This window comes from Arthrobacter sp. Soil761, assembly GCF_001428325.1.
GTDB lineage: Bacteria > Actinomycetota > Actinomycetes > Actinomycetales > Micrococcaceae > Arthrobacter.
The window spans coordinates 245,915-271,110 of sequence record NZ_LMSF01000029.1 but is presented as its reverse complement, the minus strand read 5'-3'; the positions used below and the strand labels follow the sequence as shown (position 1 = coordinate 271,110).

The 25,196-nt window shown below is 65.1% G+C and carries 27 protein-coding genes; 14 read left to right on the top strand and 13 right to left on the bottom strand.

All coding sequences use genetic code 11. The annotated features are described in order from the left end of the window. Positions 1-165 precede the first annotated feature (165 nt). Together ASG79_RS17680 and ASG79_RS24180 are read left to right on the top strand one after the other, a co-directional pair. Positions 166-768, top strand: coding sequence for an LPXTG cell wall anchor domain-containing protein (locus ASG79_RS17680; RefSeq protein WP_056392841.1), 603 nt, complete (start codon positions 166-168; stop codon positions 766-768). A gap of 452 nt (positions 769-1,220) precedes the next feature. Continuing rightward, complete coding sequence (locus tag ASG79_RS24180; protein WP_235509860.1) at positions 1,221-1,472, top strand: VanZ family protein; 252 nt, start codon at positions 1,221-1,223, stop codon at positions 1,470-1,472. A gap of 1 nt (position 1,473) precedes the next feature. On the opposite strand, the gene galU is transcribed toward ASG79_RS24180, so the two are convergent. The 12 genes from galU to paaA form a co-directional block, all read right to left on the bottom strand. Further along, positions 1,474-2,364 (bottom strand): UTP--glucose-1-phosphate uridylyltransferase GalU, encoded by an 891-nt coding sequence (gene galU, locus ASG79_RS17675; RefSeq protein ID WP_056392840.1) that lies wholly within the window; start codon positions 2,362-2,364, stop codon positions 1,474-1,476. A 90-nt stretch (positions 2,365-2,454) separates the two neighbouring features. Further along, positions 2,455-3,297 carry a nucleotidyltransferase family protein gene (locus tag ASG79_RS23160; protein WP_235509859.1) on the bottom strand — a complete coding sequence of 281 codons (843 nt, stop codon included), beginning with the start codon at positions 3,295-3,297 and terminating at the stop codon, positions 2,455-2,457. A gap of 46 nt (positions 3,298-3,343) precedes the next feature. Further along, positions 3,344-4,831 carry a polysaccharide biosynthesis tyrosine autokinase gene (locus ASG79_RS17670; protein ID WP_056392838.1) on the bottom strand — a complete coding sequence of 496 codons (1,488 nt, stop codon included), beginning with the start codon at positions 4,829-4,831 and terminating at the stop codon, positions 3,344-3,346. 45 nt (positions 4,832-4,876) lie between these two features. Further along, on the bottom strand, positions 4,877-6,118 hold the full coding sequence (locus ASG79_RS17665) for a hypothetical protein (RefSeq protein WP_235509842.1): 1,242 nt from the start codon (positions 6,116-6,118) through the stop codon (positions 4,877-4,879). Then, a complete protein-coding gene (locus ASG79_RS17660; RefSeq protein ID WP_235509841.1) occupies positions 6,090-6,350 on the bottom strand; it encodes a PqqD family protein in 261 nt (86 codons plus the stop codon). Before ASG79_RS17660 ends, ASG79_RS17665 begins: the two co-directional genes overlap by 29 nt. A 26-nt stretch (positions 6,351-6,376) precedes the next feature. After that, positions 6,377-6,943, bottom strand: coding sequence for a hypothetical protein (locus ASG79_RS17655; protein WP_156400229.1), 567 nt, complete (start codon positions 6,941-6,943; stop codon positions 6,377-6,379). A gap of 181 nt (positions 6,944-7,124) precedes the next feature. After that, entirely contained in the window at positions 7,125-7,913 is a 789-nt protein-coding gene (locus ASG79_RS17650) for an enoyl-CoA hydratase/isomerase family protein (RefSeq protein WP_056392833.1), read from the bottom strand. A 24-nt stretch (positions 7,914-7,937) separates the two neighbouring features. After that, the gene (gene paaE / locus ASG79_RS17645) at positions 7,938-9,164 is read right to left on the bottom strand and encodes a 1,2-phenylacetyl-CoA epoxidase subunit PaaE (RefSeq protein WP_056392831.1); all 1,227 of its coding nucleotides are present in this window, start codon (positions 9,162-9,164) and stop codon (positions 7,938-7,940) included. A 9-nt stretch (positions 9,165-9,173) separates the two neighbouring features. Next, on the bottom strand, positions 9,174-9,695 hold the full coding sequence (gene paaD, locus ASG79_RS17640) for a 1,2-phenylacetyl-CoA epoxidase subunit PaaD (protein WP_156400238.1): 522 nt from the start codon (positions 9,693-9,695) through the stop codon (positions 9,174-9,176). Positions 9,696-9,700: 5 nt separating this feature from the next. Beyond that, positions 9,701-10,624 carry a 1,2-phenylacetyl-CoA epoxidase subunit PaaC gene (gene paaC / locus ASG79_RS17635; protein ID WP_056392826.1) on the bottom strand — a complete coding sequence of 308 codons (924 nt, stop codon included), beginning with the start codon at positions 10,622-10,624 and terminating at the stop codon, positions 9,701-9,703. Beyond that, positions 10,621-11,001, bottom strand: a complete 381-nt coding sequence (gene paaB, locus ASG79_RS17630; protein WP_056392823.1) for a 1,2-phenylacetyl-CoA epoxidase subunit PaaB — start codon at positions 10,999-11,001, stop codon at positions 10,621-10,623. The genes paaC and paaB overlap by 4 nt, the downstream gene beginning before the upstream one ends. Further along, entirely contained in the window at positions 10,998-11,993 is a 996-nt protein-coding gene (gene paaA, locus ASG79_RS17625) for a 1,2-phenylacetyl-CoA epoxidase subunit PaaA (RefSeq protein WP_056392821.1), read from the bottom strand. Before paaA ends, paaB begins: the two co-directional genes overlap by 4 nt. A gap of 362 nt (positions 11,994-12,355) precedes the next feature. On the opposite strand from paaA, the gene ASG79_RS17620 reads away from it, so the two are divergent. The 8 genes from ASG79_RS17620 to ASG79_RS17585 all read left to right on the top strand — a co-directional run bounded on the left by ASG79_RS17620 (position 12,356) and on the right by ASG79_RS17585 (position 20,917). Then, complete coding sequence (locus tag ASG79_RS17620; protein WP_156400228.1) at positions 12,356-13,375, top strand: hypothetical protein; 1,020 nt, start codon at positions 12,356-12,358, stop codon at positions 13,373-13,375. Positions 13,376-13,481: 106 nt separating this feature from the next. Further along, the gene (locus ASG79_RS23155) at positions 13,482-13,874 is read left to right on the top strand and encodes a cupredoxin domain-containing protein (RefSeq protein WP_082581805.1); all 393 of its coding nucleotides are present in this window, start codon (positions 13,482-13,484) and stop codon (positions 13,872-13,874) included. A 154-nt stretch (positions 13,875-14,028) separates the two neighbouring features. After that, a complete protein-coding gene (locus tag ASG79_RS17610; RefSeq protein ID WP_026265692.1) occupies positions 14,029-14,799 on the top strand; it encodes a CHRD domain-containing protein in 771 nt (256 codons plus the stop codon). Positions 14,800-15,068: 269 nt separating this feature from the next. After that, positions 15,069-15,530 carry a sortase domain-bontaining protein gene (locus tag ASG79_RS17605; protein ID WP_235509840.1) on the top strand — a complete coding sequence of 154 codons (462 nt, stop codon included), beginning with the start codon at positions 15,069-15,071 and terminating at the stop codon, positions 15,528-15,530. Between the two features lie 48 nt (positions 15,531-15,578). Continuing rightward, positions 15,579-16,211, top strand: coding sequence for a hypothetical protein (locus ASG79_RS17600; RefSeq protein WP_056392814.1), 633 nt, complete (start codon positions 15,579-15,581; stop codon positions 16,209-16,211). A gap of 74 nt (positions 16,212-16,285) precedes the next feature. After that, positions 16,286-18,961, top strand: a complete 2,676-nt coding sequence (locus ASG79_RS17595; RefSeq protein WP_056392813.1) for an AMP-binding protein — start codon at positions 16,286-16,288, stop codon at positions 18,959-18,961. 169 nt (positions 18,962-19,130) lie between these two features. Next, entirely contained in the window at positions 19,131-20,105 is a 975-nt protein-coding gene (locus tag ASG79_RS17590) for a hypothetical protein (protein ID WP_056392811.1), read from the top strand. Between the two features lie 230 nt (positions 20,106-20,335). Then, a complete protein-coding gene (locus tag ASG79_RS17585; RefSeq protein ID WP_018768771.1) occupies positions 20,336-20,917 on the top strand; it encodes a hypothetical protein in 582 nt (193 codons plus the stop codon). Between the two features lie 142 nt (positions 20,918-21,059). Here the strand turns inward: ASG79_RS17585 and ASG79_RS17580 are convergent, their stop codons facing one another. After that, positions 21,060-21,941, bottom strand: a complete 882-nt coding sequence (locus ASG79_RS17580) for a helix-turn-helix transcriptional regulator (RefSeq protein ID WP_056393152.1) — start codon at positions 21,939-21,941, stop codon at positions 21,060-21,062. A 93-nt stretch (positions 21,942-22,034) separates the two neighbouring features. Between ASG79_RS17580 and ASG79_RS17575 the strand changes: the two genes are divergently transcribed. From ASG79_RS17575 to ASG79_RS17560, 4 genes are read left to right on the top strand one after another with little or no spacing between them, the layout of a single operon-like run. Next, entirely contained in the window at positions 22,035-22,892 is an 858-nt protein-coding gene (locus ASG79_RS17575; RefSeq protein ID WP_056392809.1) for an aldo/keto reductase, read from the top strand. Between the two features lie 25 nt (positions 22,893-22,917). Continuing rightward, entirely contained in the window at positions 22,918-23,946 is a 1,029-nt protein-coding gene (locus tag ASG79_RS17570) for an aldo/keto reductase (RefSeq protein WP_056392807.1), read from the top strand. Then, positions 23,943-24,317: a nuclear transport factor 2 family protein gene (locus tag ASG79_RS17565; protein WP_056392805.1), complete on the top strand. Its 375-nt coding sequence runs from the start codon at positions 23,943-23,945 to the stop codon at positions 24,315-24,317. The genes ASG79_RS17570 and ASG79_RS17565 overlap by 4 nt, the downstream gene beginning before the upstream one ends. A gap of 37 nt (positions 24,318-24,354) precedes the next feature. Further along, positions 24,355-25,185, top strand: coding sequence for an oxidoreductase (locus ASG79_RS17560; protein ID WP_056392803.1), 831 nt, complete (start codon positions 24,355-24,357; stop codon positions 25,183-25,185). Positions 25,186-25,196: the final 11 nt, after the last annotated feature.

Genomic DNA, 25,196 nt, shown 5'->3' with positions numbered 1-25,196 from the left:
GTCTTGTAGCTGTGCTTCAAACCTGCTTGCCAGATTGCTCACAAGTAACAGGAGGTGATAGCGTCTGTTCGGGATAGCTATCCGTAATTCTGCACTTGGTCTCGTGTGGATGGGGACACTCCCCAATGTCGGGTACAAAAAACTCAAAAGTCTCCGGGGGGACACATGAAAAAAACACTCGCAGCACTGGCACTCGCCGGTTCCATCGCTCTCGTCGGCTCAGCTCCTGCCATGGCGGCAACTTATCCACCTCTTCCGCCGCAGGCTGCCGTATCCGATGGCGTAGTTGGTCCGGGCGAAACATTCATCTTCAGAGGCCAGGGCTTCCTTGCCGGCGAAACGCTCACCATCCGAGTTACGCCCGGTCAGGCACCAGCTTCCAACGGTGCAAACATCGCCGGCAGCCGAGCCGTTGCAGGTCGCATCAGTGTCTTGGCGGAGGCACAGACCCTCTCAGCAACAGCTGACGCACAAGGTGCAGTTGCCTTGCCGATAGCTATCAATCAGCCGGGAACCTACTCCATCACCGCGACCGGCAACACTTCCGGCGTCACCGTTGGCCCCGTTGTGGTAACTGTGGCTGCGTCGTTGGCCAACACCGGTGGTGACGTTGCTGGTGCTCCATTGGCGAACACGGGTGGTTTGGCCAACACCGGCGCCGACTCAGGCTTGGTTCTTTGGACCTTGGTGGGTGCCGGCGCCCTTGCTGCCGGCGCGACTTCGATAGTGGTCGTTCGTCGCCGGGGCAAGGCTGACGCCGCAGCCTAATCGCAACCCTCTTCAGCACCGGAAGGTGGGTGGTTCTTCTATAGCCGGAGAGCCACCCACCTTTTTACATTGTGTGATATCTATTTGAAGTATGGGGAGACATTGGCGCAGGGCACCACGAGAGTATGACTTTTCACTTCCAGCGCCCTCCCAGCAGGCATGCCGCTACATCTTGCTTCTTCTCCTCGCTGCACTTTCCACTGGAATAGCCACGCTTGCGCTTCTGCGGATCTCCTAAGCCTCCTTTGCGAGTACTCGGTAACTACCCCTTCTGGCGGCTAGTTCTCGGCGCCACGGCGGCCCCCCTCGGTTTTATCGCCTTGTGGCCAACACCGGTAGACCAGCCTGTATCGAGGCAACTCTCGGCGGCTCTTGCCCTTCTCCATTACATTGGCGTTCCCGATTGGTTCAACTACGCGTTAATAGAACCCGGCGCCAACGTTTTGCTTTTTATGCCGATCGGTTTCGCGGCTGCACTCGCATTTCCATCAAAACATTGGTGGCAAATCGGCGCGTTGGGGCTGTTTGTTTCCGGCGGTATCGAGCTGGGACAGCTTCTATTTCTTCACAATCGATTTGCAAGCCCATCTGACATCATCGCGAACACGTCCGGCGCGGTCATTGGGGCTGTACTCGCGCTGACCGCAAAAAGGGGAGGCCTACCGCCTTCCGGCAGTAGGCCTCCTAAGGGCGTCAAGAGCTGAGTTAGCCTACGAAGCTCTTCATCCAGGTCTTTAGGTCCTCACCGAACTCCACGCGCTCCGAGGCGAGGGTGATGACGGCCTTAAGGTAACTAAGCTTGTCGCCCGTGTCATAACGACGTCCTTTGAAGACCACACCGTAGACGCCCGAGCCCTCGCCTTCAGCGGCAGCGAGGGTCTGCAGCGCGTCCGTCAGCTGGATCTCGCCGCCACGGCCCGGCTCTGTCTTTGCCAGGACGCCGAACACGGAGTGGTGCAGCACGTAGCGGCCAATAACGGCAAGATTAGACGGTGCCTCGCCAACGGCCGGCTTCTCAACCAAACTGTTTATGCGTACGTAGTCCTCGCCGTCCATAGTAGTGATGTCAGCGCAGCCATAGGCACTGATCTGTGACGGATCGACCTCAATCAGGGCAATCACAGAGCCTCCCGTCTTCTGCTGGACCTCCATCATGCTGCTCAGAAGATCCTCGGCCTCGTCGATGAGGTCGTCACCCAGGAGCACAGCGAATGGCTCTGCGCCCACGTGCTGTTCAGCGCAAAGCACCGCGTGGCCCAAGCCCTTGGCTTCGCCCTGACGCACATAATGAATGGGGCCGAGATTGGAGGCGTACTCGACCATGCCCAACTTGTCCTTATCGCCCTTGGCCTCAAGGGCAGCCTCTAGGCCAGGCTCGCGGTCAAAGTGGTCCTCAAGGGCACGCTTGTTGCGGCCCGTGATCATCAGCAGGTCCGTGAGGCCCGCGTCAACCGCTTCCTCCACCACATACTGGATGGCCGGACGGTCCACTACCGGCAGCATTTCCTTCGGCATTGCTTTGGTGGCGGGCAGGAAGCGTGTTCCCAATCCGGCAGCAGGGATGACGGCCTTGGTTATAGCTTTCCGCTTAGTCATAGCTGAACCTTAACAAATTTGTTGGAGTGAGAGGCAATTGGACAGAGATGCAGCCGCTAGGCTCCCGGAAAATTACTATGAGCATCCGGGCTAGCCGGAGGAGCTGAAATCTTTGGCGATATGGGGAAGCGCGCGCAAGAACCTCCCCCATCTCGCCCGATGTTGCCCGAGTCGTCCGGCAAAGGACATATCTGCGTAGATGTTCTTGCTGAGGAAGACTTCTGACCGTGGGAACACGGCCCGCCAGAGCTCCCTTGGTTTGTCGTTCCAAGGCGCCTGTGCGACTGTTATCATTCCGGCCCGTCCCGGCTCTCGGACCATTGTTCGGTTGCACCACATTCGCGAGGGCACAGGCCACTCCCGAGTCCACGCGGCTGGGCTTATCCCCTCCAAGAAGGGGCGCATTGCGGCACACGAACCGGTTTCTCGGGCGATCTCAACGATTTCTTCCACCAAGCCTGGTTGGCATGGGGTAATCCGAGACAGGAAGGAGAGGTCCCGCACAGACACGGACAACCAAGGCGAACGCAATGAATGCAGTGCCAGTATCAAGATTCCCAGTCCCTTTGACGGTACTCGTATCTGCTGGGCTGCGAGTTCCTGCCACTCGACGCGCGCCCACATAGCCTCGAAGCATTCGTCGGGACCATTCTCCATTCCGGGAAAACGGAAGTGAACATCGATACAACAAGGCCAGCCGGCGTGGTCCATAGTGATGGCGTGCTTTGCAAAGGCCCTGCTGTCAGGGGCCGCAGGGCGTTGCCGCCATCCCTTGCGCCGCAGGGCTTGCAGCAGTAGATCGAGCCCGGGTGGTTCCACGAGAACATCGACATCTGCTGAGATTCTGGGCTCCCGCAACCCTTGCACTATTGTCGCTGGACCCTTGATAAAGAAGAGCCGTATACCCAAGCTGTTTGAGATGCCCTGCACCATCCCATGTGCAAGAAGAATCGCTTCGGAGATGCTGAGTTGCGTTTCACTAGAGGTGGTCAACATAGTTGGCCCCCAGATCTGCGGTGATCGCCCGTCCAGACGAAGTCGTATAAGTGCCATAGTAGGAATAGGCATCGGCTCCGCGCGTAGGCACATAGTTTAGGACTGCTCCCAAAATTCGGCCTTTGACCTTCTCTAAGTTACCCAAAGACTGGGACAGCTGGTCCTCAGTGGTTCTCCCGGCGCCGACGACCACAATGGCGCCGTCAGCAGCCCTCGTCAGCACCGCGGCATCAGTCACTGGCAGTAGAGGAGGTGCATCAATCAACACGATTGCCTCTTCCGCCAGCAACTCGAGCATGTTCTTCATGGCGTTGGACCCCAGAAGTTCACTGGGGTTTGGTGGGATACGGCCTGACCCCAGGACCGAAAGGTTAGGCAGGGCCGCCCAGGGCTGGAGGACATCTGCAAGCTCAGCGGTGCCGGTGAGCACGTCGGTGACGCCTACCCCCGGAACCAGATTGAAGACGTCCACCAGCGTGGGTCGGCGGAGGTCGCCGTCGACCACAACAACATTCTCGCCGGCCGCGGCCATAGCGACGGCAAGATTTGCGGTGACGGTAGACTTACCTTCCGCCTGTACGGAGCTTGTGACAACCATGATTCGCGGAGGTCGATCCACGTCAAGAAAGCTCAGGTTGGTACGCAACTCGCGGAGAGCTTCAGCCATAGCGCCCCCAGCATCATGAAGCTGTGCAGCGGTGCCTGCATCTACAATGGTGCTCTTCCCATCCAACCGGTGGTCCACCGGAAGGGTGCCGATCACGGGAACGCCGAACATCCGCTCGATGTCCGCAGCCTTCCGGATACGCCGGTCCAGATGGCGGCGGACCAACGAATAGGCCACACCCAAGGCCAGCCCGACAAGGGCGCCCAGCGCCAGGTTGAGCTTGGTGTTGGGCGACGTGGGGCTGGTGGGGAGCACAGCTTTGCCCAGCGGGAGAACACGGACAGCCGTCTCTGCACTCGGGGACGACCCGGCCGCGTCGGCAGAGGGTGCCGTCTCAATGGCCTCCACTTGGGCGGCGAGACCGTTGACCCAGGCATCGGCCACGCGCTGGGCAGTGGCAGGATCCTTGGATTGTGCGGTGACCCTGATCTCGGCCGTGTCCAGCGGCACCTTGACGCTGATGCTGCCCAGCAGGGCATCGGCAGTCGTCTTCAGGTCCAGGGCTTGGATGACACGGTCCGCGACGAGCCGCGATTTGGCCACCGACTCGTAGTTCTTGACCTTGGCCTTAGCCAGACTGTCCCCGGCCAGCGCCAGACTCACGTTGTTCGACCCCGGTGTGACAACAATCCCGCTGGAATCGGAGGAGTAAATCTTGGGCTGGAGAGCGGTCCATCCTGCCGCTCCTAGGGTGGTCAGTAGGGTGAAGGCGACAATTGCCTTCCAGTAGACCCGAAGGACATTCAAATAGTCCGCGAGGTCCAGGCCCGGAGATGTCTCCGCAGGTACTGCTGTTGTGCTCAAAGTGCTTCCTTAAACTCAAGTTCTTGGGTGCGTCGTGCGGGCCGTTTAGTTATGACCGCGGACCAAAATCGACTTTGCGAGGAGCTGCTCCACCGCTCCGGCGACGGCGACCCGGTAACCATCGGGTTGGCCGTGCATCCTACCGACGTGTTTCGTGATCTGTTCCAGATTTGCAGGGCCCGCGCAAGCTTCCCAGACGGCCGGGCCAATGCCGCTCAGGCGCACGATTTCGTTGTCCAACATGACCAGCAGATCATCCCCGATGGCCACCGCGTCCCTTAGGTCCCTGCGCCGGACACTGCTCGCTGGAAGTTGCCCTGGTTGGACAGCTTCTCTTGCGGCCGGTTCCCACTGCGTCCCTGACGCCGGCTGCAGCCGGAACAGGGGCTCTAGGGCCGTAGGAAGATCGGCCGCCTCGGAATAGGTCACCTGCCACACTCCGCCAACACTTTCGATAAGGCGGCAGAGCGACTGTAGCGGATCCACGACGTCTGCCTGCGAGGACGAGTCCGGGATCAGCGCGAGCACGGCATCGGCCAGCGGTACCTTTTCCAGCACGGGAGCGGTTGCACGGTTCCCCTGGATCCGGTTCAGGAGCACGATGGACCGGATAAAAGGCATAGCCGGGGCCGGCTGAAGTCCGAACTCGTCCGGCCCAGCCTGGCGCTTCGGTGCGCCCGCCCCCTGCTTCACAGACAGCGGTTTGGGATAAGGAATTACGGAGCCATCCCAGGCAATGGCCACGGTCTCGTCAGTGACGTAGCCATAGCTTCTGGCGAGCACCGACGCTGCGGTTGTCTTTCCCGTTCCCGACTTGGCTACCAGCGCGACCACCGCCCCCGTGCCGGGATCCGCCACGCCGCAGGCGTGGAGCATGGTCAGTTCACCGGCATTTGCCAGAATGGCGGCAATCGTTAGACGAGACGTCAAGTTCTCAGCCAATTCCTCGAAGGAGCCGGCTTCCAACCGGAATGTACCAGCCGGGTGCTTGGTGGACGTGCTGGTGACAGAGGCAGTGAAGGGCGCGCCTGGAGTGGGTTCCGGTGGTACCAGCGGCAACTGAGGCTTATCAGTGCTGATGCAGCGAGACCAGGCGGAACTCATGGCGACCCTCTGCTGCCATGTGACCGCTCGGCCCCAGCGAACCATAAACAGCTGCCCCAGGACATCCAGGGACAGCAGATCACTGCCTCTTGCCAGTTCCGCAAGCAGACGCTGCTGCCACCCCGCGCGTTCGATGCCCGTAGCCGTCGTGCCGTTAGAGCCCAGCACCGTGGTGAGCCTCAATCAGGCGCTGCGCTTCGAGGCTGGCCAGGAAGTCCTCCACCTGGGCCTGCATCTGACCTGAGTGATCCTCGAAGGTGGCCTCAAGCTCGGCGAAGATGTCCTGCTCGCTCCGCTCGCCGTCTATCAGGTCCCAAATAACCGCCGCCGGACCTTCGAGAACCACGGGGCAGGTTGCGTCAAGGTGGAGCAACGCAACGCGTTCCCGGGGCTGAGTGCAGACTTCTGCGACCAAGCCGCCATGTTTCCAGACCATAGCGTCTAGTTCAGAGTCAGAGTTGTGGCCAGATCCAAGAGCCCGGTCGGCGAAGTGAAGGAGACTGTAAGGTCGAACTTCTTGCCGACACCCGCTGTTTTGCTGCCGCCTGTGTAGTAAAAGCCGAGGGAGAACTGCGCTGTTGTACCGTTCGCAACTCCTGACTGGAGTTCGAAGTTTGCAGTGTATTTTCCCGGCGCCGTGGACGCCATGCTGAGGGTTCCCCCGGAAAACGAATAGACACCCACCGAGGGGTCCGCCGTATTCGTGGAAGAGATTGATATGGAGCCCTTGACGGGGCCTGAGGACAAGCCACTGGAGTTCTTCAGATGGAACCCTGTGGGACCAAGTCCTGAGCGATATTGGCCACTGTTGGTGGGCTTGTCAAACTGAACAAACGTGGCCGCCTGGAGGTTGGCGTAGTCAAGCAAAGCCTCGTACTTTCCGGGGGAGGCCGACGCAGGCGGGACAGCGACCGTCGTCATTATCACCGGGACGGACCAAGCCACACCTTTCACAACCCTGCGCCGGCTAATGCCTTTCTCTTCACGACCATCAACTTCCGCGCTCAAAACTTCAGACAATTGTGCCCCCAGAATAGGTTTCCAGCTGCGGCTGCCTGTTTGAGACCGGCAGCGCGCAATAGCCGGAGTTGCCCGGCTTCGCCCACTCTCGCGAACACAAATAAAGATTTCTGCAAACGCGTTGAAAAGTCTACTCAAGAATTCTGCAAGGCCTCTTGATCAAACTCGTTTAGCTAATGGAGCCCGTGAACTTCGGCTCGCGCTTCTCCTGGAAAGCCCGGAAACCCTCCGCGTAGTCGTCGGTTTTGCAGAGGCGCGCCTGCTCCTCGTTCTCCTCCTGCATGGCCTGCCACAGGCCCAGCCGCTGGTCACGGATGTGCGCCACCAGCTCCTTCGAGGCAACGAACGCCTCGGTGGCACCGGCAGCAACGCGCGAAACGATCGCCCGGGTTGACTCCAGCAAAGAATCAGCAGGCATGGCACGGCTGAACATGCCCTGCGCCACCGCCTCGGCACCCGAGATCAGGTCCGCCGTGTAGATCAGGTCCAGCGTCCGGTGCATGCCCAGCCGCTCCGTGAAGTACCAGTGCCCGCCCGAGTCCAGCGTGGCCCCCAGCTTGGCGAACGGCGAGCCGAACTTAGCGTTCTCCGCCACGTACACCACGTCCGTGGCCAGCAGCAGCCCCAACCCCACACCCAGGCACGCGCCCTGCGCCGCGGCAAAGGTAGGAGCTGGAAAAGAAGCCATCTTCTTCAGCAGCGGCTCCACCAGGCCACCCAGGTAGGCGGCGGCGTCGTCGCTCTCCGGGGTGACCCCCGCTATGTCCCGGCCCGCGCAGAAGGCGCGGCCCTCTCCCCTCAGCAGCAGCGCCCGCACCTCACCGCGTGAGGCGGCGGCAGCAGCGTCGTCGTACGCCTGTGCTAAATCCCGCAGCGCCTGCTCATCCAGCGAGTTCAGCTTGTGGGGTGCGTCCAGGACGACTTCTGCAACACCGTTGCTGATGGAAAGGGAAATCATGGGGCTCCTTTGGTGAGTAACAACTTAGACGTCGAAGTCGACCGTGACTTCCTTGCTGGTGGGGTGGCTCTGGCAGGTCAGGACGTAGCCCCTGTCCAGCTCATCCTGCTCCAGCGCATAGTTCTCGTCCATGGTCACGCTGCCGGTGACCACCTTGGCCCGGCAGGTGCCGCACACTCCGCCGGCGCACGCGAACGGCACGTCCGGGCGGACCCGCAGCGCGGCGTTGAGGATGGACTCGCGGGCATGGGTGGGGCTGGCCACCTCGCCCTGCAGGCCGTCCAGCTTGAACGTGATCTTGTACGTCTCCTTGGACTCGTCCACCGCCACGGGACGGCCGGCCTGCCCTTCCGGGCGGTCCGGCTTACCGGAGGTGAAGAGCTCGAACCGGATGTTCTCCGGCTTCACCCCGCGCTCGGCCAGGGTGTCCCGGCACAGCTGCACCAGTTCGAACGGCCCGCACAGGAACCACTCGTCCACATCATCCGCGTGCAGGGCGGTGCCCAGCAGCTGCTGCAGCTTCTCCGCGTCGATCCGGCCGGACAGCAGCGGCGCGATCCGCTGCTCGCGGGAGAGCACGTGGTGGATGGCCAGCCGCTGCGGGTACTTGTCCTTCAGGTCCGCCAGTTCCTCCAGGAACATCACATCCATGGCGGCCTTGTTGGCGTAGATCAGGTCGAACCGGGTGTCCGGGTTGGCGGCCAGCAGCGTCCGGGCGATGGCGATCACCGGGGTAATGCCGGAACCGGCCGCGATGGCCACGAAATTCCCCGGCTCCCCCGCCAGGTCCTCCGGGTGGTTCATGGAGTTCATGACGTTCTGCTCCACGGCCACACCGTCGCGGCCGTGCTTGGACACGAACGCGCCCATGGGGCTCATCACGTCCAGGGTGTCCCCCGCCTTCAGCTCGGCGTTGGCCCAGGTGGAGAACAGCCCGCCCAGGTCCTTTTTGATGGCCACGCGGATCTCGCTGGTGCCGTCCGCGAAGCTGCGCGGCTCGGCGCAGATGGAGTAGCTGCGGCGGATTTCCTTGGGCTCGCCGTTCTCATCCGGCAGCGTGGTGCGCAGGGCCACGTACTGGCCGGGCAGGTAGTCGAACTTGCCGGCGAGTTCCGCCGGTACATGGAAGCTGACCTCGATGGCATCGTCGGTGAGCCGGCGCACCTCCTTCACCGTGAGGGTGTGGAAGGACGGACGACGGCGGCCGGTCAGCTCAGCCTCTTCGGCGGCGGTCTGGCGGACAACAGGCATGGGGCTTCCTTACAGGACTTTGAAGTAGTCGAACGGTTCCTTGCAGTCCTGGCACACATACAGCGCCTTGCAGGACGTGGAACCGAAGCGGGTGAGTTCCTTGGTGTTGAGGCTGTTGCACTGCGGGCACTTCACGGCCAGGCTCAGCCGGACCGGGCCGGAGTGGCCCCCGGCGTTGCTGTGCCCGGTGGGCGGGGCGATGCCGTACTGCTGCAGCTTCTGCTTTCCGGCCTCTGTCATCCAGTCCGTGGTCCACGCCGGGGCCAGGACCAGGTCCACGTGCACGTCCTCGTAGCCCTCCTTCTTGAAGGCGGCGTAGACGTCGTCGCGGATGGCATCCATGGCCGGGCAGCCCGAGTACGTGGGCGTGATGGTCACGGTGACGCTTTTGCCCTGCACGTCCACGTTGCGGAGGATGCCCAGGTCCGCGATGGTGAGCACCGGGATCTCCGGGTCCACCACGGTGGCGGCGATGTCCCAGGCCCGCTGCTGCGGGGTCCGGGTGCGGGTTTCGAAGTCCGAGACGTACATGGCTGTCACCAGCTGGCCCCGGGATGCTCGCGGGCCAGCACCTGCATCTCCGCAAGGATGTAGCCCAGGTACTCCGAGTGCTTGCCGTACCGGCCGCCGCCCGGGGCTGCGGGCACGTCCGGGACCTCCAGTTCGGCCTCGGTGAGGATTTCCGCGGTGAGGCGGTCAAAGTCCTCCCTCAGCGAGGAAGGGGCGACGGCGGCACCCGCCTGGGCGAGGCGCTGCGTCAGGTCATCGTCCTGGAACAGTTCGTTGACGTACGGCCACATGAGGCGCAGGCCGTGGATCATCCGCTTGCGGGATTCCTCGGTGCCGCCGGCCAGGCGCAGGACCCACTGGGCGCTGTGGTCCCGGTGGTAGTCCACTTCCTTGACGGCCTTGGCGGCGATGGCGGCCAGGGTTGCGTCGGTGGATCCGGTGAGGCGGCGGTAGAGCTCGTACTGGTAGTAGCTCACCACGAACTGGCGGGCGATGGTGGCCGCGAAGTCGCCGTTGGGCTGCTCGAACAGCTGGACGCTGCGGAACTCATGCTCGCGGCGGAAGTACGCCAGGTCATCCTCGGACTTGGCCGAGCCGTCCTCGTTGGTGAACGCGGCGCCGGCGTAGGTGAGGAAGCTGCGGGCGTGGCCCAGCTGGTCCAGGGCGATGTTGCCCAGGGCGATGTCCTCCTCCAGCTCCGGGGCGCGGGAGATCCAGTGGCCCAGGCGCTGTGCCAGGATGAGGGCGTCGTCGCCCAGGCGGAGGGCGTACTCGGCGATGTCCTCCGAGGGCTTCACCAGGCCGGTGCGGACCTCGAGCGCGATGTCCTCCGGGCGCAGGGCGTTGCCGGGGGTGATGCGGGTGGCGGAGGCGTTGGAGTCGCCGCCGGCCACGCCGGTGGAGATGTCGCCGTGGCCTGTGGTTTCGGGGCTGGTGTGGGCGCTGCTCACAGGTGCTTCACCCCTTCGCTCTTGGTGTAGTACGTGGCGTGCCGGTAGTCCTTGCCCTGCGGGGACTCGAAGAACGAGCCCTTGGAGTCGGGATCGCTGGCGGCGATGGCCTCGGCCGGGACCACCCAGATGGACACGCCCTCGTTGCGGCGGGTGTAGAGGTCCCGTGCGTTCCGCAGGGCCATGGCGGCATCCGGGGCATGCAGGGATCCGGCGTGGACGTGGCTCAGGCCGCGGCTGGACCGGACAAAGACCTCCCAGAGGCCCCACGCGCTCTTGTCATGGTGTTCCTGCGGGGCTGGCGACGCCTTGGGGGCTTCGCGGTTGATCTCGGTGGCGGAGCTGGCCGGTGTTTCCGGGTTGCCGTGCGGGCTCATGCTGCGTATTCCTTCTGCTGCTTTGCTGACTGTTTTGCTGCGTAAGCCGCCGCTGCCTCGCGGACCCAGGCGCCGTCGTCGTGCGCTGCCCTCCGCCGCTCGAGGCGCTGGGCGTTGCAGGGACCGCGGCCGGCCAGGACTTCCTGGAACTCGTGCCAGTCCAGCGGGCCGTGCTCCCACTTCCTGGTGTCCTCGTTGAAGCGGACCTGGTCATCGGGGAGGGTGAGGCCCAGGACCCTGACCTGCTCCACCATCATGCCCACGAAGCGGCTGCGGAGCTCATCATTGCTGAACCGCTTGATGTTCCAGGCCATGGACTGCTTGGAGTTGGGGGAATCGTCGTCCGGCGGGCCGAACATCATCAGGGCCGGGGCGTACCAGCGGTTCACGGCGTCCTGGGCCATCTGCTTCTGCTCGGGGGTGCCGTTGGAGAGTTCGAGGAGGATCTCGAAGCCCTGGCGCTGGTGGAACGATTCTTCCTTGCAGATGCGCACCATGGCGCGGCCGTAGGGGCCGTAGGAGGCGCGGCACAGCGGAACCTGGTTGCAGATGGCTGCGCCGTCCACCAGCCAGCCGATGGCGCCCATGTCCGCCCAGGTCAGGGCCGGGTAGTTGAAGATGCTGGAGTAGCGGGCCTTGCCGGCGATGAGGTCGTCCATCATCTTGTCCCGGGACTGGCCCAGGGTTTCGGCGGCGGAGTAGAGGTAGAGCCCGTGGCCGGCCTCGTCCTGGACCTTGGCCATGAGGATGGCCTTGCGCTTCAGGCTGGGGGCGCGGGAGATCCAGTTGGCCTCCGGCTGCATGCCGATGATCTCGGAGTGCGCGTGCTGGGACACCTGGCGCAGCAGGGTCTTGCGGTAGGCCGCGGGCATCCAGTCGCGGGGCTCGATGCGCGAGTCCTCGGCGATGATCCGGTCGAAGTGGGCCTCGCCTGCGGCTTCTTCTTCCGGGGTTAGCTCAGCGGGCACTGACTGCAGGTTCTGCGCTGCCATGGTTGCTCCTATGCAAAGACCGTCTGGGACGTGCCGAATTATTTACCGACCGTTCGTTCAGGATATGCGGGAGCGCCGGACCTCGTCAAGCGTCCCCCTCCCCCTCGCGACGCCCCATCACTTCCTGCCCCCTTTCCCGCGATCCCCCATCACTTCCTGCACCCTTTCCCCAAACGCCCCATCAGGTCCTGCAAAAGGTGCGTGCCGCCGTCGTAATGGCCTGTCAACTCTGGTTTTGGCGCTGAGCCCGGTCATATACTTTCCACGCCCCACCGGGCCCAAATAACGAAACATCCCATGGTTCGGCGTTCCGATGCCGGCGACAGCAATGCGCGCAGTTTCTCCGTGAAGGATGGATGCTCTTGAGACGGTTCCTTGTCCTGGTAATAGCTGTTGCGCTGGCCTTCATTGCCATAACCGGGTTGGGTCCCGGTACCGCCAGGGCTGCGGCCGGGCTGTGCATGGGTGCGCCGCCTGCCGACGGCACCGTGTACGCGGAGACCCGGCAGTTCGTGGATACGCAGTCGTGGTGGATGCCGGACGCTGACCAGGCCAACAACGCCGTCACCAATACCGGCCACCTCCACCTGGGGGCCTGCGTCCCGGAACGGGAAACCATCAGCTCGGGCAACCTCACCGTGAACGTCCGGGTGATCCTTCACGACAACCCTGGCACCGCCGACTACGTGGCCATGGTGTTCAAAACCTCGGACCGGGAAACCACCGTCCAGAAGTGCTACCTGCGGGCCACGGCACCGGACTTCAGCTGCCCGGGCCCGGCCGGTTCCGGCGGGGGCGATTTCACGTGCACCGGCACCTGCGAGCGCTGGCTTACCTTCTCCGCACCCATCTCCGACTTCAACCACTCAGGCACGCAGGAGGTCCGCTTCCGTGGGTTCGTTTCCGAGCCGGACGGCAACGAAATGAGGGCCAACTTCAACTGGCAGGCCAACATCCAGAACGGCAAGTCCGCCTCCGATGTGACCAGGGACCCCTTCCTGCGGGGCAAGGGCTGGTACACCCACGCCGGATACTGCGAGTCCTCGGTCCGCAGCCTGCCCCTTCCCGACGGGCCGGTGTCGGGAATCTGGGCTCCCCTCGTGGGGCTGACCAGCCACACGGACGGCTCGCGGCCGGCAACCCACTCCTTCATTTCGGTAGACCCGGACTTCCACGCGGTTCCGGCCAACCCGGGGCTGGTCCTCTGGGATTCGGCGGGCGCCTTCGGACCCGAGCCCTTCGGCGCCGCTCCCCTCGCGATCGACACCCGCGGCCTGGCCAACGGCGTGCACAAGCTGCACCTCCGGACGTCCTGCCGGGACGACAAACTGGGCTCCACCAACTCCGGGGTGATGGTTGTGCCCTTTACGGTGGCGAACTGACCCCCCATCCTGGAGGCCGGGGGCAACGAATAGGGCGCACAGGGTAGTTTCCTGAAGGCCCGCCATCCGGCGGGCAACGGACGCATCCCTCCTGAAAGGGATTGCCATGAAAGCTTCTTCTCGGATCTGGGCCGTCACCATGGCCATCGCCTTGGTCGGGATCACCGGGTGCGCTGCCGGGAGTGGGAATACTCCTGCCACGCCTTCAGCCGGTTCCCCCAGATCGTCGGCAGAGGGATCGGCGCAAGCCGGCACTTCGGTGATCACGATACGGAATTTCAAGTTCGAGGTCCCCACTACGGTCAAACCGGGATCGATGGTGACGGTGACGAACGCCGACAGCGCCCCGCACACGGTGACGGCAAAGGACAATGGTGGGTTTGACGTTGCGGTCGATCCCGGTGAAGCCGCAATTTTCAAAGCGCCCGACTCACCCGGGGAGTACGGGTTCGTCTGCAGCTTCCATTCCCGAATGACGGGAACGCTGACGGTGAAGTGACCGCCACAGCCTCCACCAAAAGAGCATTGACCACACGGAAAAAGTGAATCAGGCCACGTCCACACCCATCCGCTGATGGTGCCGCCGCGAAGTACCGGTGTCTCCTGTCTGGGGACGCCACCATCACACGGACGTGAATGAGGAGATTTTCCGAATGAATAAGTCACTTCGCTTTATGGCAGTCCCCACCCTTGCCCTCGCCGCACTCGCCCTGTCCGGTTCACCTGCAATGGCCGCCGACGGCTCGTACCAGTCAACGCTGAAGCAGATCAACGGCAGCGCCGGATCGGGCACCGTCACAGTTGATGTCATGGGCAACCAGGCCCACGTCGTCCTCAAGGTGTCGGGCCTGCCCGCCACCTTTATGGATGCGCCGTACCCCCACGTCCAGCACATCCACGGCGGGGCCAAGGGCGTCTGCCCCGACCCTTCTGCGGACAAGGACGGCGACAAAGTCATCTCCACCACCGAGGGCGCACCCTCATACGGTGGCATCGTCACCACCCTTTCCACCAGCGGCGATACCAGTAAGGCAGCAGGCCTTGACCTGAAGGTCGCCGGACAGGGCGCTTCCTATACGGTGGACCGCACGTTCGAACTGAACGCCGAAACCAAGGCGGCCCTGGAATCCGGAACGGCAGTGGTTGTGGTCCACGGCCTTGACCCCGCCACCCTCAGCGCCGCAGGCCAGGCCGCCAAGAGTGACCTGGTTCCATCACTGCCGCTGGCGGCTACGTCCCCCGCCCTGTGCGGAACGCTTACGGCCGGCCAAATGAAGATGCCTGCAGGCGGCGCCAACACCGGCATCCCCTCTGAACCCGGCTCTGGCACCGACACCGGCGCCCTCGCCATCGGCGGCGGCCTGGCCCTGGTTGCCCTCGCAGGCGGAGCTTACGCCGTCCGCCGCCGGAACGCGGCAGCATAGCCAAGGCTGAACGGATCAATTCTGTGACATCAAGGAATTTCGGCCGCCGTGGAGGTCCCGGGGCCTCTGCGGTGGCCGGGGTTCTGCTCGCGCTTTCCCTGGCGGGCTGTGCCGCCGGGAGCGCCACTACTTCAGACCCCAGGCCTTCCCCTTCCGCCTCCGCACCACAAGTGGCTTCCCTCGCGGTTACATCAACGGCACCGGCGCCCCCTGTTCCACCAGCAGCCTCTTCTCCACCAGAGGCCCCGGCTGCGCCGCAGCCGCCGGCCGTGCTGGATGCCTCGCCTCCTACTGTCCTGAGCATTCCTTCCATCGGGGTGCGGACGGACCTTCTCCACCTGGGACTGGAGGAGAACGGTTCGCTGAAAGTGCCGGAGGATGTGGGCAATGGCGCACCGGCCAGCTGGTACAACGGTTCCCCCACGCCCGGCGAACGGGGCCCCTCAGTGATCCTGGGCCACGTCAACGCCCTCGGAGGGCACAAGGGTGTGTTTGCTGACCTCCGGAAGCTCGGGCCCGGTGCCGAGGTCAACGTTTCACGGGCCGATGGCAGCACTGCCGTCTTCACCGTCGACCACGGGGCCCTTTACTCCAAAAACGAATTCCCCACCCTCGAGGTTTACGGCAACACTGCCGGTGCAGAGCTTCGGCTTATCACCTGCGACGGCTACGACCCCGCAACGGGGCTCTTCGATGACAACTACGTGATCTACGCCAAGCTCAAAGCCTGACAACAGCCGCGCACCCCACTCCCAGGGGCCGGCAGAATTGGATGCGCCATGAAACAGCACAAGTCCCTGCTGGCCTCCGTGGCCCTATGCACCCTGCTGCTTTCCGGCTGTGCAACAGCGGCGGGATCCGTCACCGCAGCTCCAGGCAGTTCGACGGCGGCCCCGCCGGCAACGTCACCGGCGGTGGGCCACGACGGCGGCGGCCACCACGCCCAGGGGTCAGCATCCCCGGGTCCGCCGGCGGGCGGGCCGAGCGCTGCTGCCCTGATGGTTTGCGGCGACCAGCCGAAGGAGAGGCTGCGGTCCATCCTGGACCTGGCTTCGAACCCGCACACCGTGGACAGCTGGGCGGACAGCACCTTCACCTGCACCTACCATCTGGCCGAGGGATCGCTGGTCATTTCTGTCCAGGAAACGGCGGACAAGGCATCGGCACTCAAGTACTTCACCGCAATGCAGGCCCTCGCAAAAGGCGCAACACCCATCGACGGCCTCGCAAATCTTGGTTTTCCGGCATACGAAACGGCCGACGGATCCGCCGTCTTCCAGAAGGACAGCTTCGTGCTGCACGTAGACGCGTCAGGTCTTCCCCCCACCTTGGGGCCGGACAGCATCACCCGCAACGCCCTGGCCTACCAGCTTTCGACGACGATCCTGGCCTGCTGGGTGGAACACCACTAACCGACGGCTTTACGGCACAAAAAGCTTTCCTAATCCATTTGAGTTAGGTTAGGTTACCCTTCTATGGTTCTCCGGTGACTACAGAGACAAAGCTCGCCGGGGTTCCGTTCGCCGCGGACCTGGCCCGCTTCGGCGACTGCCCAGCCGTCAGCGCCCACGGCCGGTCGCTGAGCTACCGGGAACTGGCCAGGCAGGTGGAGGACATGGTCCGGGCGTTCGGGCCGGGCCGGCGCCTCATTGCGCTGGAAGCCGGGAACACCCTGCCGGCCCTGGTGTCGTACCTGGCGGCCCTGTCCTCCGGCAATCCGTTACTGATCCTGCCCGCGGGGGACTCAGCCGCGGCCGCACTGGTGGCCGCCTACGACCCCGACGTTGTTGTCAGCGCGTCGGACGGCGAAGCGGTCCTGGATGTCCGGCGGCAGCAGACCCGGCACGACCTGCACCCGGAACTCGCGCTGCTGCTGAGCACGTCCGGGTCCACCGGCTCCCCCAAACTCGTCCGGCTTTCCGCCGACGGCATCCAGGCCAACGCCGCCGCGATCGCGGAGTACCTGCAGCTGCGCCCCAGCGATACCGCGGCCACCACCCTGCCCCTCTCCTACTGCTACGGCATGAGCGTGGTGAACAGCCACCTCCTGGCGGGCGCATCCCTGGCGCTGACCGACCTCTCGGTGGTGGACCCCTGCTTCTGGGACCTGGTCCGCAGGGAACACGTGACATCCTTCGCGGCAGTGCCGTACACCTTCGACCTGCTGGACCGCGTGGGCTTCAAGGACATGGAGGTGCCAAGCCTGCGCTACATCACCCAGGCCGGCGGACGGCTGGCCCCGGACCGCGTGCGCGCCTACGCTGAGCTGGGCCGGCGGCAGGGGTGGGACCTGTTCGTGATGTACGGGCAGACCGAGGCCACCGCCCGCATGGCCTACCTGCCGCCGGACCAGGCCCTGGAGCGCCCGGAGGCCATCGGCGTGCCCATCCCGGGCGGGTCCTTCCGGCTTGAGCCGGTGCCCGGCCTGGACGCGTCCGAGCTGGTGTACTCCGGCCCCAACGTGATGCTGGGGTACGCCGAACAGCCGGCGGACCTCGGCCTGGGCCGGGTGGTCACCGAGCTCCGCACGGGCGACCTGGCCCGCCGCGGCCCGGACGGGCTCTACGAGATTGTGGGCCGGCGCAGCAGGTTCGTGAAGATCGTTGGGCTCCGCGTGGATCTTGGGCAGGTGGAGCGGATGCTGGCGGACCTGGGGGTGACGGCTGCGGCCGCGGGCTCCGACGACGCGGTGGTGGCCGCCGTCGAAGGCGACCACGACGTAGCGCTGCTCGCCAAAACCCTTGCGCAGGGCCTGGGCCTGCCGCGCGCCGCCGTCGACCTTTACCCGGTGGAAGCCATCCCGCGCCTGGGCAACGGAAAACCGGACTATCCCGCCGTCGCCGCCCTGGCCTGTGGAGGAGAAGCGGACGACGGCGGCCCGGCCGGGGTTGTGGACGCGGGCTCGGATGACGTGCGGCGCATCTTCGCCGAGGTGCTGGAGGTGGACGAGGTTGCCGGGACCGATTCGTTCGTGTCCCTGGGCGGCGATTCACTGTCCTATGTGGCGGCGTCCGTCCGGCTGGAGCGGGCCCTGGGCTACCTTCCCGGGGGCTGGCACCTGATGCCGGTCTGCGAACTGTCGCCATCGCCGCACGTGGTGCCCGCCGCCGTCGCACCTCCCGGCAGTGCTGGGCCTCCCGGCAGTACCGGGCCTTCCGGAATTGCCGGGCCTTCCGGCACTGCTTCCGGCACTGCTTCCGGCAATTGGGTGCGCAGGGCCCGGCGGAGGCTGCTCGCGCCGATGGAGACCGGGATAGTGCTGCGCGTCGTCGCCATCATCGCGATCGTCTCCACACATATTGGGTTCTTCCACTGGCAAGGCACGGCCCACGTGCTCATGGCGGTGGCCGGCTACAACTTCGCCCGCTTCCAGCTGTCGGGGGAGCGTACGGAACGGTTCCGGCGGCACCTGCGCAGCGTCGCGCGGATCGTGGTGCCGAGCGTTGCCGTGATCGCGCTGGCCTTCGCCGTGACGGACAAGTACGCCCTGCACAACGTTTTCCTGTTGAACTCACTGGTGGGGCCGGCGGGGTGGAGCGACTACTCGCGGTTCTGGTTCGTGGAGGTCCTGGTCCACATCCTGCTGGGCCTGGCCCTGTTGCTGGCGGTACCGGCCGTTGACCGGGCGGTGCGGCGCTGGCCGTGGGCGTTTGGGGTGGCCCTGGTCCTGGTGGATCTGCCCCTGCTTTTTGGCCTGGTGGAGAGCCGGTACCCGGGGCAGGGGCCGGTCCTGTGGCTGTTCGGGCTGGGTTGGGCGGCCGCCGCGTCCCGCACCCTGTGGCAACGTTCAGCCGTTACGGTTCTCGCCGTCCTGGCGGCTCCGGCCTCCTTCGACAACCCGTACCGCAGCGCCACCATCCTGGCAGGATGCCTCATCCTGCTCTGGCTGCCCACGCTGCGGGTGCCCCGGGGACTCCACCGGATCATGGCGCTGCTGGCGAGCGCTTCGCTCTACATCTACGTCACCCACTGGCTGGTGTATCCCCTGTTTGATTCCGTTGACCTCTTCGAGCGGGCGGACAAAGGTTTGGCCGTGCTGGCGTCCTTGGCCTGCGGCGTCCTCTACTGGGCAGGGGCCGCCCGGGCCATGGGTGCGGCGGAACGGTGGATCAAGCGGCGGCGGTCCCTCTCCCGCGCCTCGGTTGAGCCGGCCGCTATGTAGCGGGTTGGGCGCAGACCGGTTTTCGACGCGCAGATTCCCCTGCGCAGACCGTATGTTGGGTGCGCCGGGGAGCATGCGAGTCGAAAATGGGCGGCCGCGTCGCCGGGGCTTTTCCACATAGCGGCGCTCTCCACTCCTGCAGCGAAGGTGTGCCGGGCAATGTGGTTGCATGACCGATCTTCCACCGTTGCTGTTGTCGCGCGACCGCAACCTGCACGGGTTGAGTGCCAACGATCTCGCCAAACGCGTGCGGTCCGGCGCTATGGTCCGGGTGCGGCACGGCATCTACATCGACGGCCCAGCGTGGCGGGCCATGAAGCCGTGGGAACAGTACCGGGTCCGCATCCAGGCGGCCGCGGAAGCATTCGAGAAGCCCACAGTTTTCGCCCGCCATTCCGCGGCAAGCGTGTGGGAAATCCCCACCATCGGCTTTCATCACCCGGTCCAGGCACTCACATTGAAGAACGACGGCGGCCGGTCCCGCGCCGGAGTCAGCCGGCACTTTGCGGCGCGGGCGGATTTGAAGGTTATCCGGTTGGAGGGCCTCCTGGTCACCGACCGCATCCGGACCGTCCTGGACCTGGCGGCCTTCAGCCCCTTCGCCGAGGCCGTTGTGCCGCTGGACCATGTGCTCCGGCCGGATCCGCGCCGGCAGCTGCCTGCCATCACCAAGGCTGAGCTGGAGAGCGGGATGGGATCGGTTTACTCCGCCGCTGCCACGCGGAGAATCCGGGCGGCCATCGAGTTTGCCGATCCCGCTTCAGGCTCGGCCGGGGAGTCCTGGAGCCGGGCGCTGATCCATGCGGCCCGCTTCGAACCCCCGGTCCTCCAACAGCGGTTTTCCGACGCGGACGGGCTGGTTGGTTATTCGGATTTCCACTGGAAGGAGTCCAGGGTTGTTGGCGAATTCGACGGCGAGGAAAAGTACCTCAAGTCCGAGTTCCTCAAGGGCCTGACCGCATCCCAGGCTGTTGTGGCTGAAAAGCAGCGCGAAAACCGGATCCGCGCCCTGGGCTGCAACGTGGTGCGCTGGGACTGGGCCGACCTCAAGGTGCCCGGGACGCTGGAACGGAAGCTGGCGGCGGCAGGTGTGGGCCGCCGTCGGACGCGCTCTGCCGTTATCGACGCGCAAAACCGCCTCTGACGCGCATATCCCTTCCCGCGCCCCGTATACGCGCGTCGCAAGGGAGTATGCGTGGCGGCGACAAATATGCGCGTCGAAAACGGCAGCCGTGCACCGAAGCGGGGCCAGGAGCGGACGGTGCATCAGCGGGTGAATTTTCCTTGTTGACGGCCACGCGACGGGGCTATGTTGGAGCTACGCCCGGGCCCGGCTGGGACGGCCATCGCTGACAGGTCTCGCAGAGGTATGTCATGAGTTATGTCCCCGTCAGCAGACGCACCATCAGGCTGCACCGTGAATCCGAGCGGTCCACGCGGCGCCTTGTTGCTGCCCTGTCCGGTGTTGCCATCGCGGCGTGGCTATTGTCCGTGTTGCTGTCAGCCGCGGTCAGCGTTGACGGCTTTGTCCACGACGTCGATCTGGTGGTGCATGACCTTTTCCTCGTTGTGGCTTTCGGCGCCATCATCCTGGTCGACTGGCATGGATTCCTGTGGCTGATCGGCCGGCGGACACTCGGTGAAATCATTCGACTCGATGGGGCAGCAACACCGTTAATCTGGGGTGGCCTGGCCGGCATGCTTGCCACCGGGGTGTTCCTGAGCCCGCACCTGGACAGCCCGATGACAGAGGTCAAGCTCGCGGCGGTCCTGGTGCTCAGCCTGAACGGAATCATGCTGATCCCCCTGATGCGGCGGCTGGCGCGGCTCCCTGCCAGGACTGCGTTCAAGGATTTATCCACTGGCCAGCGCGTCCACCTGATGTCATGCCTGGTGGTCTCGCAGCTCTGCTGGTGGACGGCGATCATCATTGGGTTCATCAACGCGCAGTCCTGACGCGCAAAGCCGCTGACGACGCGCACATTCCCTGGCGCGGCCCAAATATGGGGTGCGCTTACGAATATGCGCGTCGAGGACGGATATGGGGAGCGCATATGAGTATGCGCGTCGAGAACGGGTTTGCGCAGCGCAGGCTGGCTCAGGTGGCCTTCTCCTGGGCCGGAACCCCAGCCGCCGCCTGCGTAGCCGCCCAGCTGGCGAGGACCTTCAGCGCGTCCTCGGACGGGCTGCCTGGCTCGGCGGTGTAGATGTTGATCCGCAGCCCGGGATCCGCGGGGAGCTCCATCGCCTCGTAGGCCAGGTCCAGATCCCCCACAATCGAGTGGTGGAGTCGTTTGCGGCCGGTGCGGTGGTACTTCACGTCGTGCCGGGCCCAGCGGACGCGGAACTCCTCGCTGCGCGTTGAGAGCTCCCCGATCAGGTCGGACAGGTCCTTGTCGTACGGGTTCTTCCCGGCCGTGGACCGCAGCACGGCCACGATGTCGTCAGCGGCGCGCTCCCAGTCGGCGAAGAACTCCCGCGCCTTCGGGCTCAGGAAGGTGAACCGTGCGCTGTTGGGTGGGGTGCCGCCGTCGGTCATCATCTCCAGGTACAGGGCCCGGCCCAGCTCATTGGACGCCAGCACATCGCCACGGTCGTTGCGGACCCAGGCCGGCGCCGCCGTAATCGCATCGATCACCCGCTGCACGCTGGGCCGCACCGTCTGCGGGCTCCGCTTGCGCCGCGCCCGCGGAGCAGCCGTGGACGCGCGGGCCAGGTCGAAAAGGTGGGCGGTCTCGGCGTCGTCCAACTGCAGGGCGCGGGCCAGGGACTCCAGGACACTGTCCGACGCTCCGGACAGATTTCCCCGCTCCAGCCGGATGTAGTAATCGATGCTCATTCCGGCGAGCATGGCCACCTCCTCCCGGCGCAGGCCCTTAACCCGCCGGTTGCCGCCGTACGCGGGCAGCCCGGCGTCGTCCGGTGTGATCCTGGCGCGGCGGGAGGTCAAGAACTTCCGCACGTCGTCGCTGTTCGTCATGGCACCCACGCTACGCCGGGCCAATATCCCAAGGGAGGGACTGCCAGCCCCTCCCACAAACCCGTCCACCCCAATACCGTGAAAGGCATGGTTATGGAACTCACGCTCAACAACAAAATCACAATGCCGGCGCTCGGCCTGGGCGTCTTCCAGAGTCCCCCGGAAGAGACGACGTCGGCGGTCCAGACCGCGCTGGAGGTGGGCTACCGGCACATCGACACCGCCGCCGCCTACGGCAACGAGCGGGAGGTTGGCGAGGGCATCCGCCGCTCCGGCCTGGACCGGGCCGACGTATTCATCGAGACCAAGGTCTGGGTGAGCGACTACGGCTACGACCGGGCCCTGCACGCCTGGGACAAGGCCGCCGGCAAGCTGGGCGTGGAGCAGCCCGCCCCGGACCGGTTCGAGAAGACCATCGCCGCGTACAAGGCGCTGGAGACCCTGCTCAAGGACGGGCGGGTGCGGGCCATCGGCGTCAGCAACTTCATGCCTCACCACCTGGCGCAGCTGCTCGAGGAAACCGACGTGGTCCCGGCCGTCAACCAGATCGAACTGCACCCCTACTTCGCCCAGCGGAACGTCCAGGCGGCGGACGCCGAGCACGGCATCCTCACCCAGGCGTGGTCGCCGATCGGCGGCATCACGTTCTACCCGGGCTGGGGCGAGAACCGGAAGAACGTCATGCGGGACCCGGCGATCGCCGCCGTCGCGCAGGCCCACGGCAAGACCCCCGCCCAGGTGATGCTCCGCTGGCACCTGCAGCAGGGCCGCTCCGCCATCCCCAAGTCCACCAACCCGGCCCGCATCGCGGAGAACTTCGACGTGTTCGGCTTCGAGCTTTCCGCGGCCGAGCTCGCCGCCATCGACGCCCTGGACACCGGCGTCCGCAGCGGTCCCGACCCGGACGTGGCCCGCCCCGAGCGGTTCGCCATGGTCATCCCCGAAGCCTAGAAGCCCAAGAAGAGAAGGAACCAGCATGGAATACCGCCCGCTTGGCCGCACCGGTGTGCAGGTCAGCCCCCTCTGCCTCGGTGCCATGATGTTCGGCCCGTGGGGCAACAACGACCGCGCCGACGCCACCCGCATCATCCACCACGCCCTGGACGCGGGCATCAACTTCGTCGACACCGCGGACGTCTATTCCGCCGGGGCCTCCGAGGAGATTGTCGGGGAGGCGCTCGCAGGAAAGCGCGATGACGTATTCCTGGCCACCAAGTTCTTCATGCCCATGGATGAGGACCGCCCCAACCGCCGGGGCGGCTCCCGCCGCTGGATCATGCGCGCGGTAGAGGACTCGCTGCGCCGGCTGAACACCGACTACATCGACCTGTACCAGGTACACCGGCCCAGCCCGGACACCGACGTGGAGGAAACCCTGGGCGCCCTCACCGATCTGGTCCGCCAGGGCAAGGTGCGCTACATCGGCTCCTCGTCCTACTCCGGCTCCCAGATCGTGGAGGCGCAGTGGGCGTCCCGCGAGCGGAACCTGGAGCGGTTCGTCACCGAGCAGCCGCCGTACTCCATCCTGACCCGCGGCATCGAGGAGGATGTGCTGCCCACCGTGCAGCGGCACGGCATGGGGACACTGACCTACAGCCCGCTGGCCGGCGGCTGGCTTTCCGGCCGGTGGCGGAAGGACTCGGCATCCAGGCCTACTTCCAGTGCCCGCCCCAGCGCCCGGTTCGACATGACCCAGCCCGCCAACCAGCGCAAGCTGGACATCGTGGAGGAGCTCGCCCAGGTGGCCGAATGGGCCGGCGTCACCATGATCGAGCTGGCCATCGCGTTCGTGATCAACCACCCCGGCGTTACCTCCGCCATCGTGGGTCCGCGCACCATGGAGCAGCTGGAGTCCTACCTCCCCGCGGCGGACACCAAGCTGGCGCCCGAGGTGCTGGACCGCATCGACCAGCTGGTGGCGCCCGGCGTCACCGTCAACCCTGACGACAACAGCTACGGCGCCCATGAACTGACGGCACAGGCACGACGGCGGCACCACGCATGAGCAACGACGTCACCGCAGCGGAGGTGCGGGAGCTTCACGACGTCCTGTGTGAAGCGATGGTGTCGCGCGACGTGGCACAGCTGGACGGCATCCTCGCCGAGGACTACACACTGACGCACATGACCGGGTACGTGCAGCCCAGGGCCGAGTGGCTGGCTGCCATCCAATCGGGCGAGATGCAGTACCACCGGATGGAAACCGTCGAGGCCCGCTTCGGTGCCGAAGGCAAGGCTCCCCAACTCAATGCCCGCACCCTCACCGATGCCACGATTTGGGGGTCAAGGGGCAACTGGCGCCTGAGGTTGCGCTCCTGGTTCGAGCCGCGCGGCAACGGCTGGGTCATCACCCATACCGTCGCCTCCACCTGGTAACCCCCACCTGTTTTCAAACCCTATGAAAGGAAAACCCATGGCAACATGGCTCATCACAGGCTGCTCCACCGGACTCGGCCGGGCACTGGCGGAAGCCGTGCTCGCGTCCGGGCACAACGCCGTCGTCACCGCCCGCAAGGTGGAAACGCTGCAGGAGGTCACCGCCGGCTTCCCCGACACCGCGCTGGCACTCCCCCTGGACGTCACGGACAAGGCGCAGATCAGCACGGTGGTCAAGGCAGCGGAGGAAAAGTTCGGCAGCATCGACGTGCTGGTCAACAACGCCGGCTACGGTTACCGGGCCGCCGTGGAGGAAGCGGACGACGGCGACATCCGCCGCCTGTTCGACACCAACTTCTTCGGGGCCGTGGACATGATCAAGGCAGTCCTCCCGGGCATGCGCGCCAACAAGGCCGGGTCCATCCTGAACATCTCCTCCATCGGCGCCCGGATCACCCCCGCCGGCTCGGGCTACTACGCGGCCACCAAGGCGGCGCTGGAGGGCATGTCCGGGTCCCTGCGCAACGAGCTGAAACCGTTGGGCATCAACGTCACCGCCATCGAACCCGGCGGCTTCCGGACGGACTTTGCCGGCCGCTCACTGACCCAGTCCGCGACGGCGATCGACGACTACGCGGACACGGCCGGCAAGCGCCGCAAGGAACACGACACCGCCCACGGCAACCAGCCCGGCGACCCTGACAAGGCCGCCCGGGCGATCATCGCCGTCGTGGAATCCGCCAACCCGCCGGGCCTCCTGGTCCTGGGCACCGACGCCTTCGGCGCGTTCGGCAAGGTGGCCGAGGCACAGCGCGCCGAGCTGGAGCAGTGGCAGGACCTGAGCACCAGCACCGACATCACGGACTGAGCCGGTCAGCC

What these genes read in the sequence shown, in the direction of transcription:
- ASG79_RS23155 (WP_082581805.1), top strand. Translation starts at nt 13,482, where the DNA reads ATGAAAGCTTCTTCTCGGATCTGGGCCGTCACCATGGCCATCGCCTTG.
- ASG79_RS17650 (WP_056392833.1), bottom strand. Translation starts at nt 7,913, where the DNA reads ATGATTTCCCTTTCCATCAGCAACGGTGTTGCAGAAGTCGTCCTGGAC.
- paaA (WP_056392821.1), bottom strand. Translation starts at nt 11,993, where the DNA reads ATGGCAGCGCAGAACCTGCAGTCAGTGCCCGCTGAGCTAACCCCGGAA.
- ASG79_RS17570 (WP_056392807.1), top strand. Translation starts at nt 22,918, where the DNA reads ATGGAATACCGCCCGCTTGGCCGCACCGGTGTGCAGGTCAGCCCCCTC.
- ASG79_RS23160 (WP_235509859.1), bottom strand. Translation starts at nt 3,297, where the DNA reads ATGGTGCAGGGCATCTCAAACAGCTTGGGTATACGGCTCTTCTTTATC.
- paaB (WP_056392823.1), bottom strand. Translation starts at nt 11,001, where the DNA reads ATGAGCCCGCACGGCAACCCGGAAACACCGGCCAGCTCCGCCACCGAG.
- galU (WP_056392840.1), bottom strand. Translation starts at nt 2,364, where the DNA reads ATGACTAAGCGGAAAGCTATAACCAAGGCCGTCATCCCTGCTGCCGGA.
- ASG79_RS17560 (WP_056392803.1), top strand. Translation starts at nt 24,355, where the DNA reads ATGGCAACATGGCTCATCACAGGCTGCTCCACCGGACTCGGCCGGGCA.
- ASG79_RS17590 (WP_056392811.1), top strand. Translation starts at nt 19,131, where the DNA reads ATGACCGATCTTCCACCGTTGCTGTTGTCGCGCGACCGCAACCTGCAC.
- ASG79_RS17565 (WP_056392805.1), top strand. Translation starts at nt 23,943, where the DNA reads ATGAGCAACGACGTCACCGCAGCGGAGGTGCGGGAGCTTCACGACGTC.
- ASG79_RS17600 (WP_056392814.1), top strand. Translation starts at nt 15,579, where the DNA reads ATGAAACAGCACAAGTCCCTGCTGGCCTCCGTGGCCCTATGCACCCTG.
- ASG79_RS17680 (WP_056392841.1), top strand. Translation starts at nt 166, where the DNA reads ATGAAAAAAACACTCGCAGCACTGGCACTCGCCGGTTCCATCGCTCTC.
- ASG79_RS17610 (WP_026265692.1), top strand. Translation starts at nt 14,029, where the DNA reads ATGAATAAGTCACTTCGCTTTATGGCAGTCCCCACCCTTGCCCTCGCC.
- paaE (WP_056392831.1), bottom strand. Translation starts at nt 9,164, where the DNA reads ATGCCTGTTGTCCGCCAGACCGCCGCCGAAGAGGCTGAGCTGACCGGC.
- ASG79_RS17585 (WP_018768771.1), top strand. Translation starts at nt 20,336, where the DNA reads ATGAGTTATGTCCCCGTCAGCAGACGCACCATCAGGCTGCACCGTGAA.
- ASG79_RS24180 (WP_235509860.1), top strand. Translation starts at nt 1,221, where the DNA reads ATGCCGATCGGTTTCGCGGCTGCACTCGCATTTCCATCAAAACATTGG.
- ASG79_RS17580 (WP_056393152.1), bottom strand. Translation starts at nt 21,941, where the DNA reads ATGACGAACAGCGACGACGTGCGGAAGTTCTTGACCTCCCGCCGCGCC.
- ASG79_RS17575 (WP_056392809.1), top strand. Translation starts at nt 22,035, where the DNA reads ATGGAACTCACGCTCAACAACAAAATCACAATGCCGGCGCTCGGCCTG.
- paaD (WP_156400238.1), bottom strand. Translation starts at nt 9,695, where the DNA reads ATGTACGTCTCGGACTTCGAAACCCGCACCCGGACCCCGCAGCAGCGG.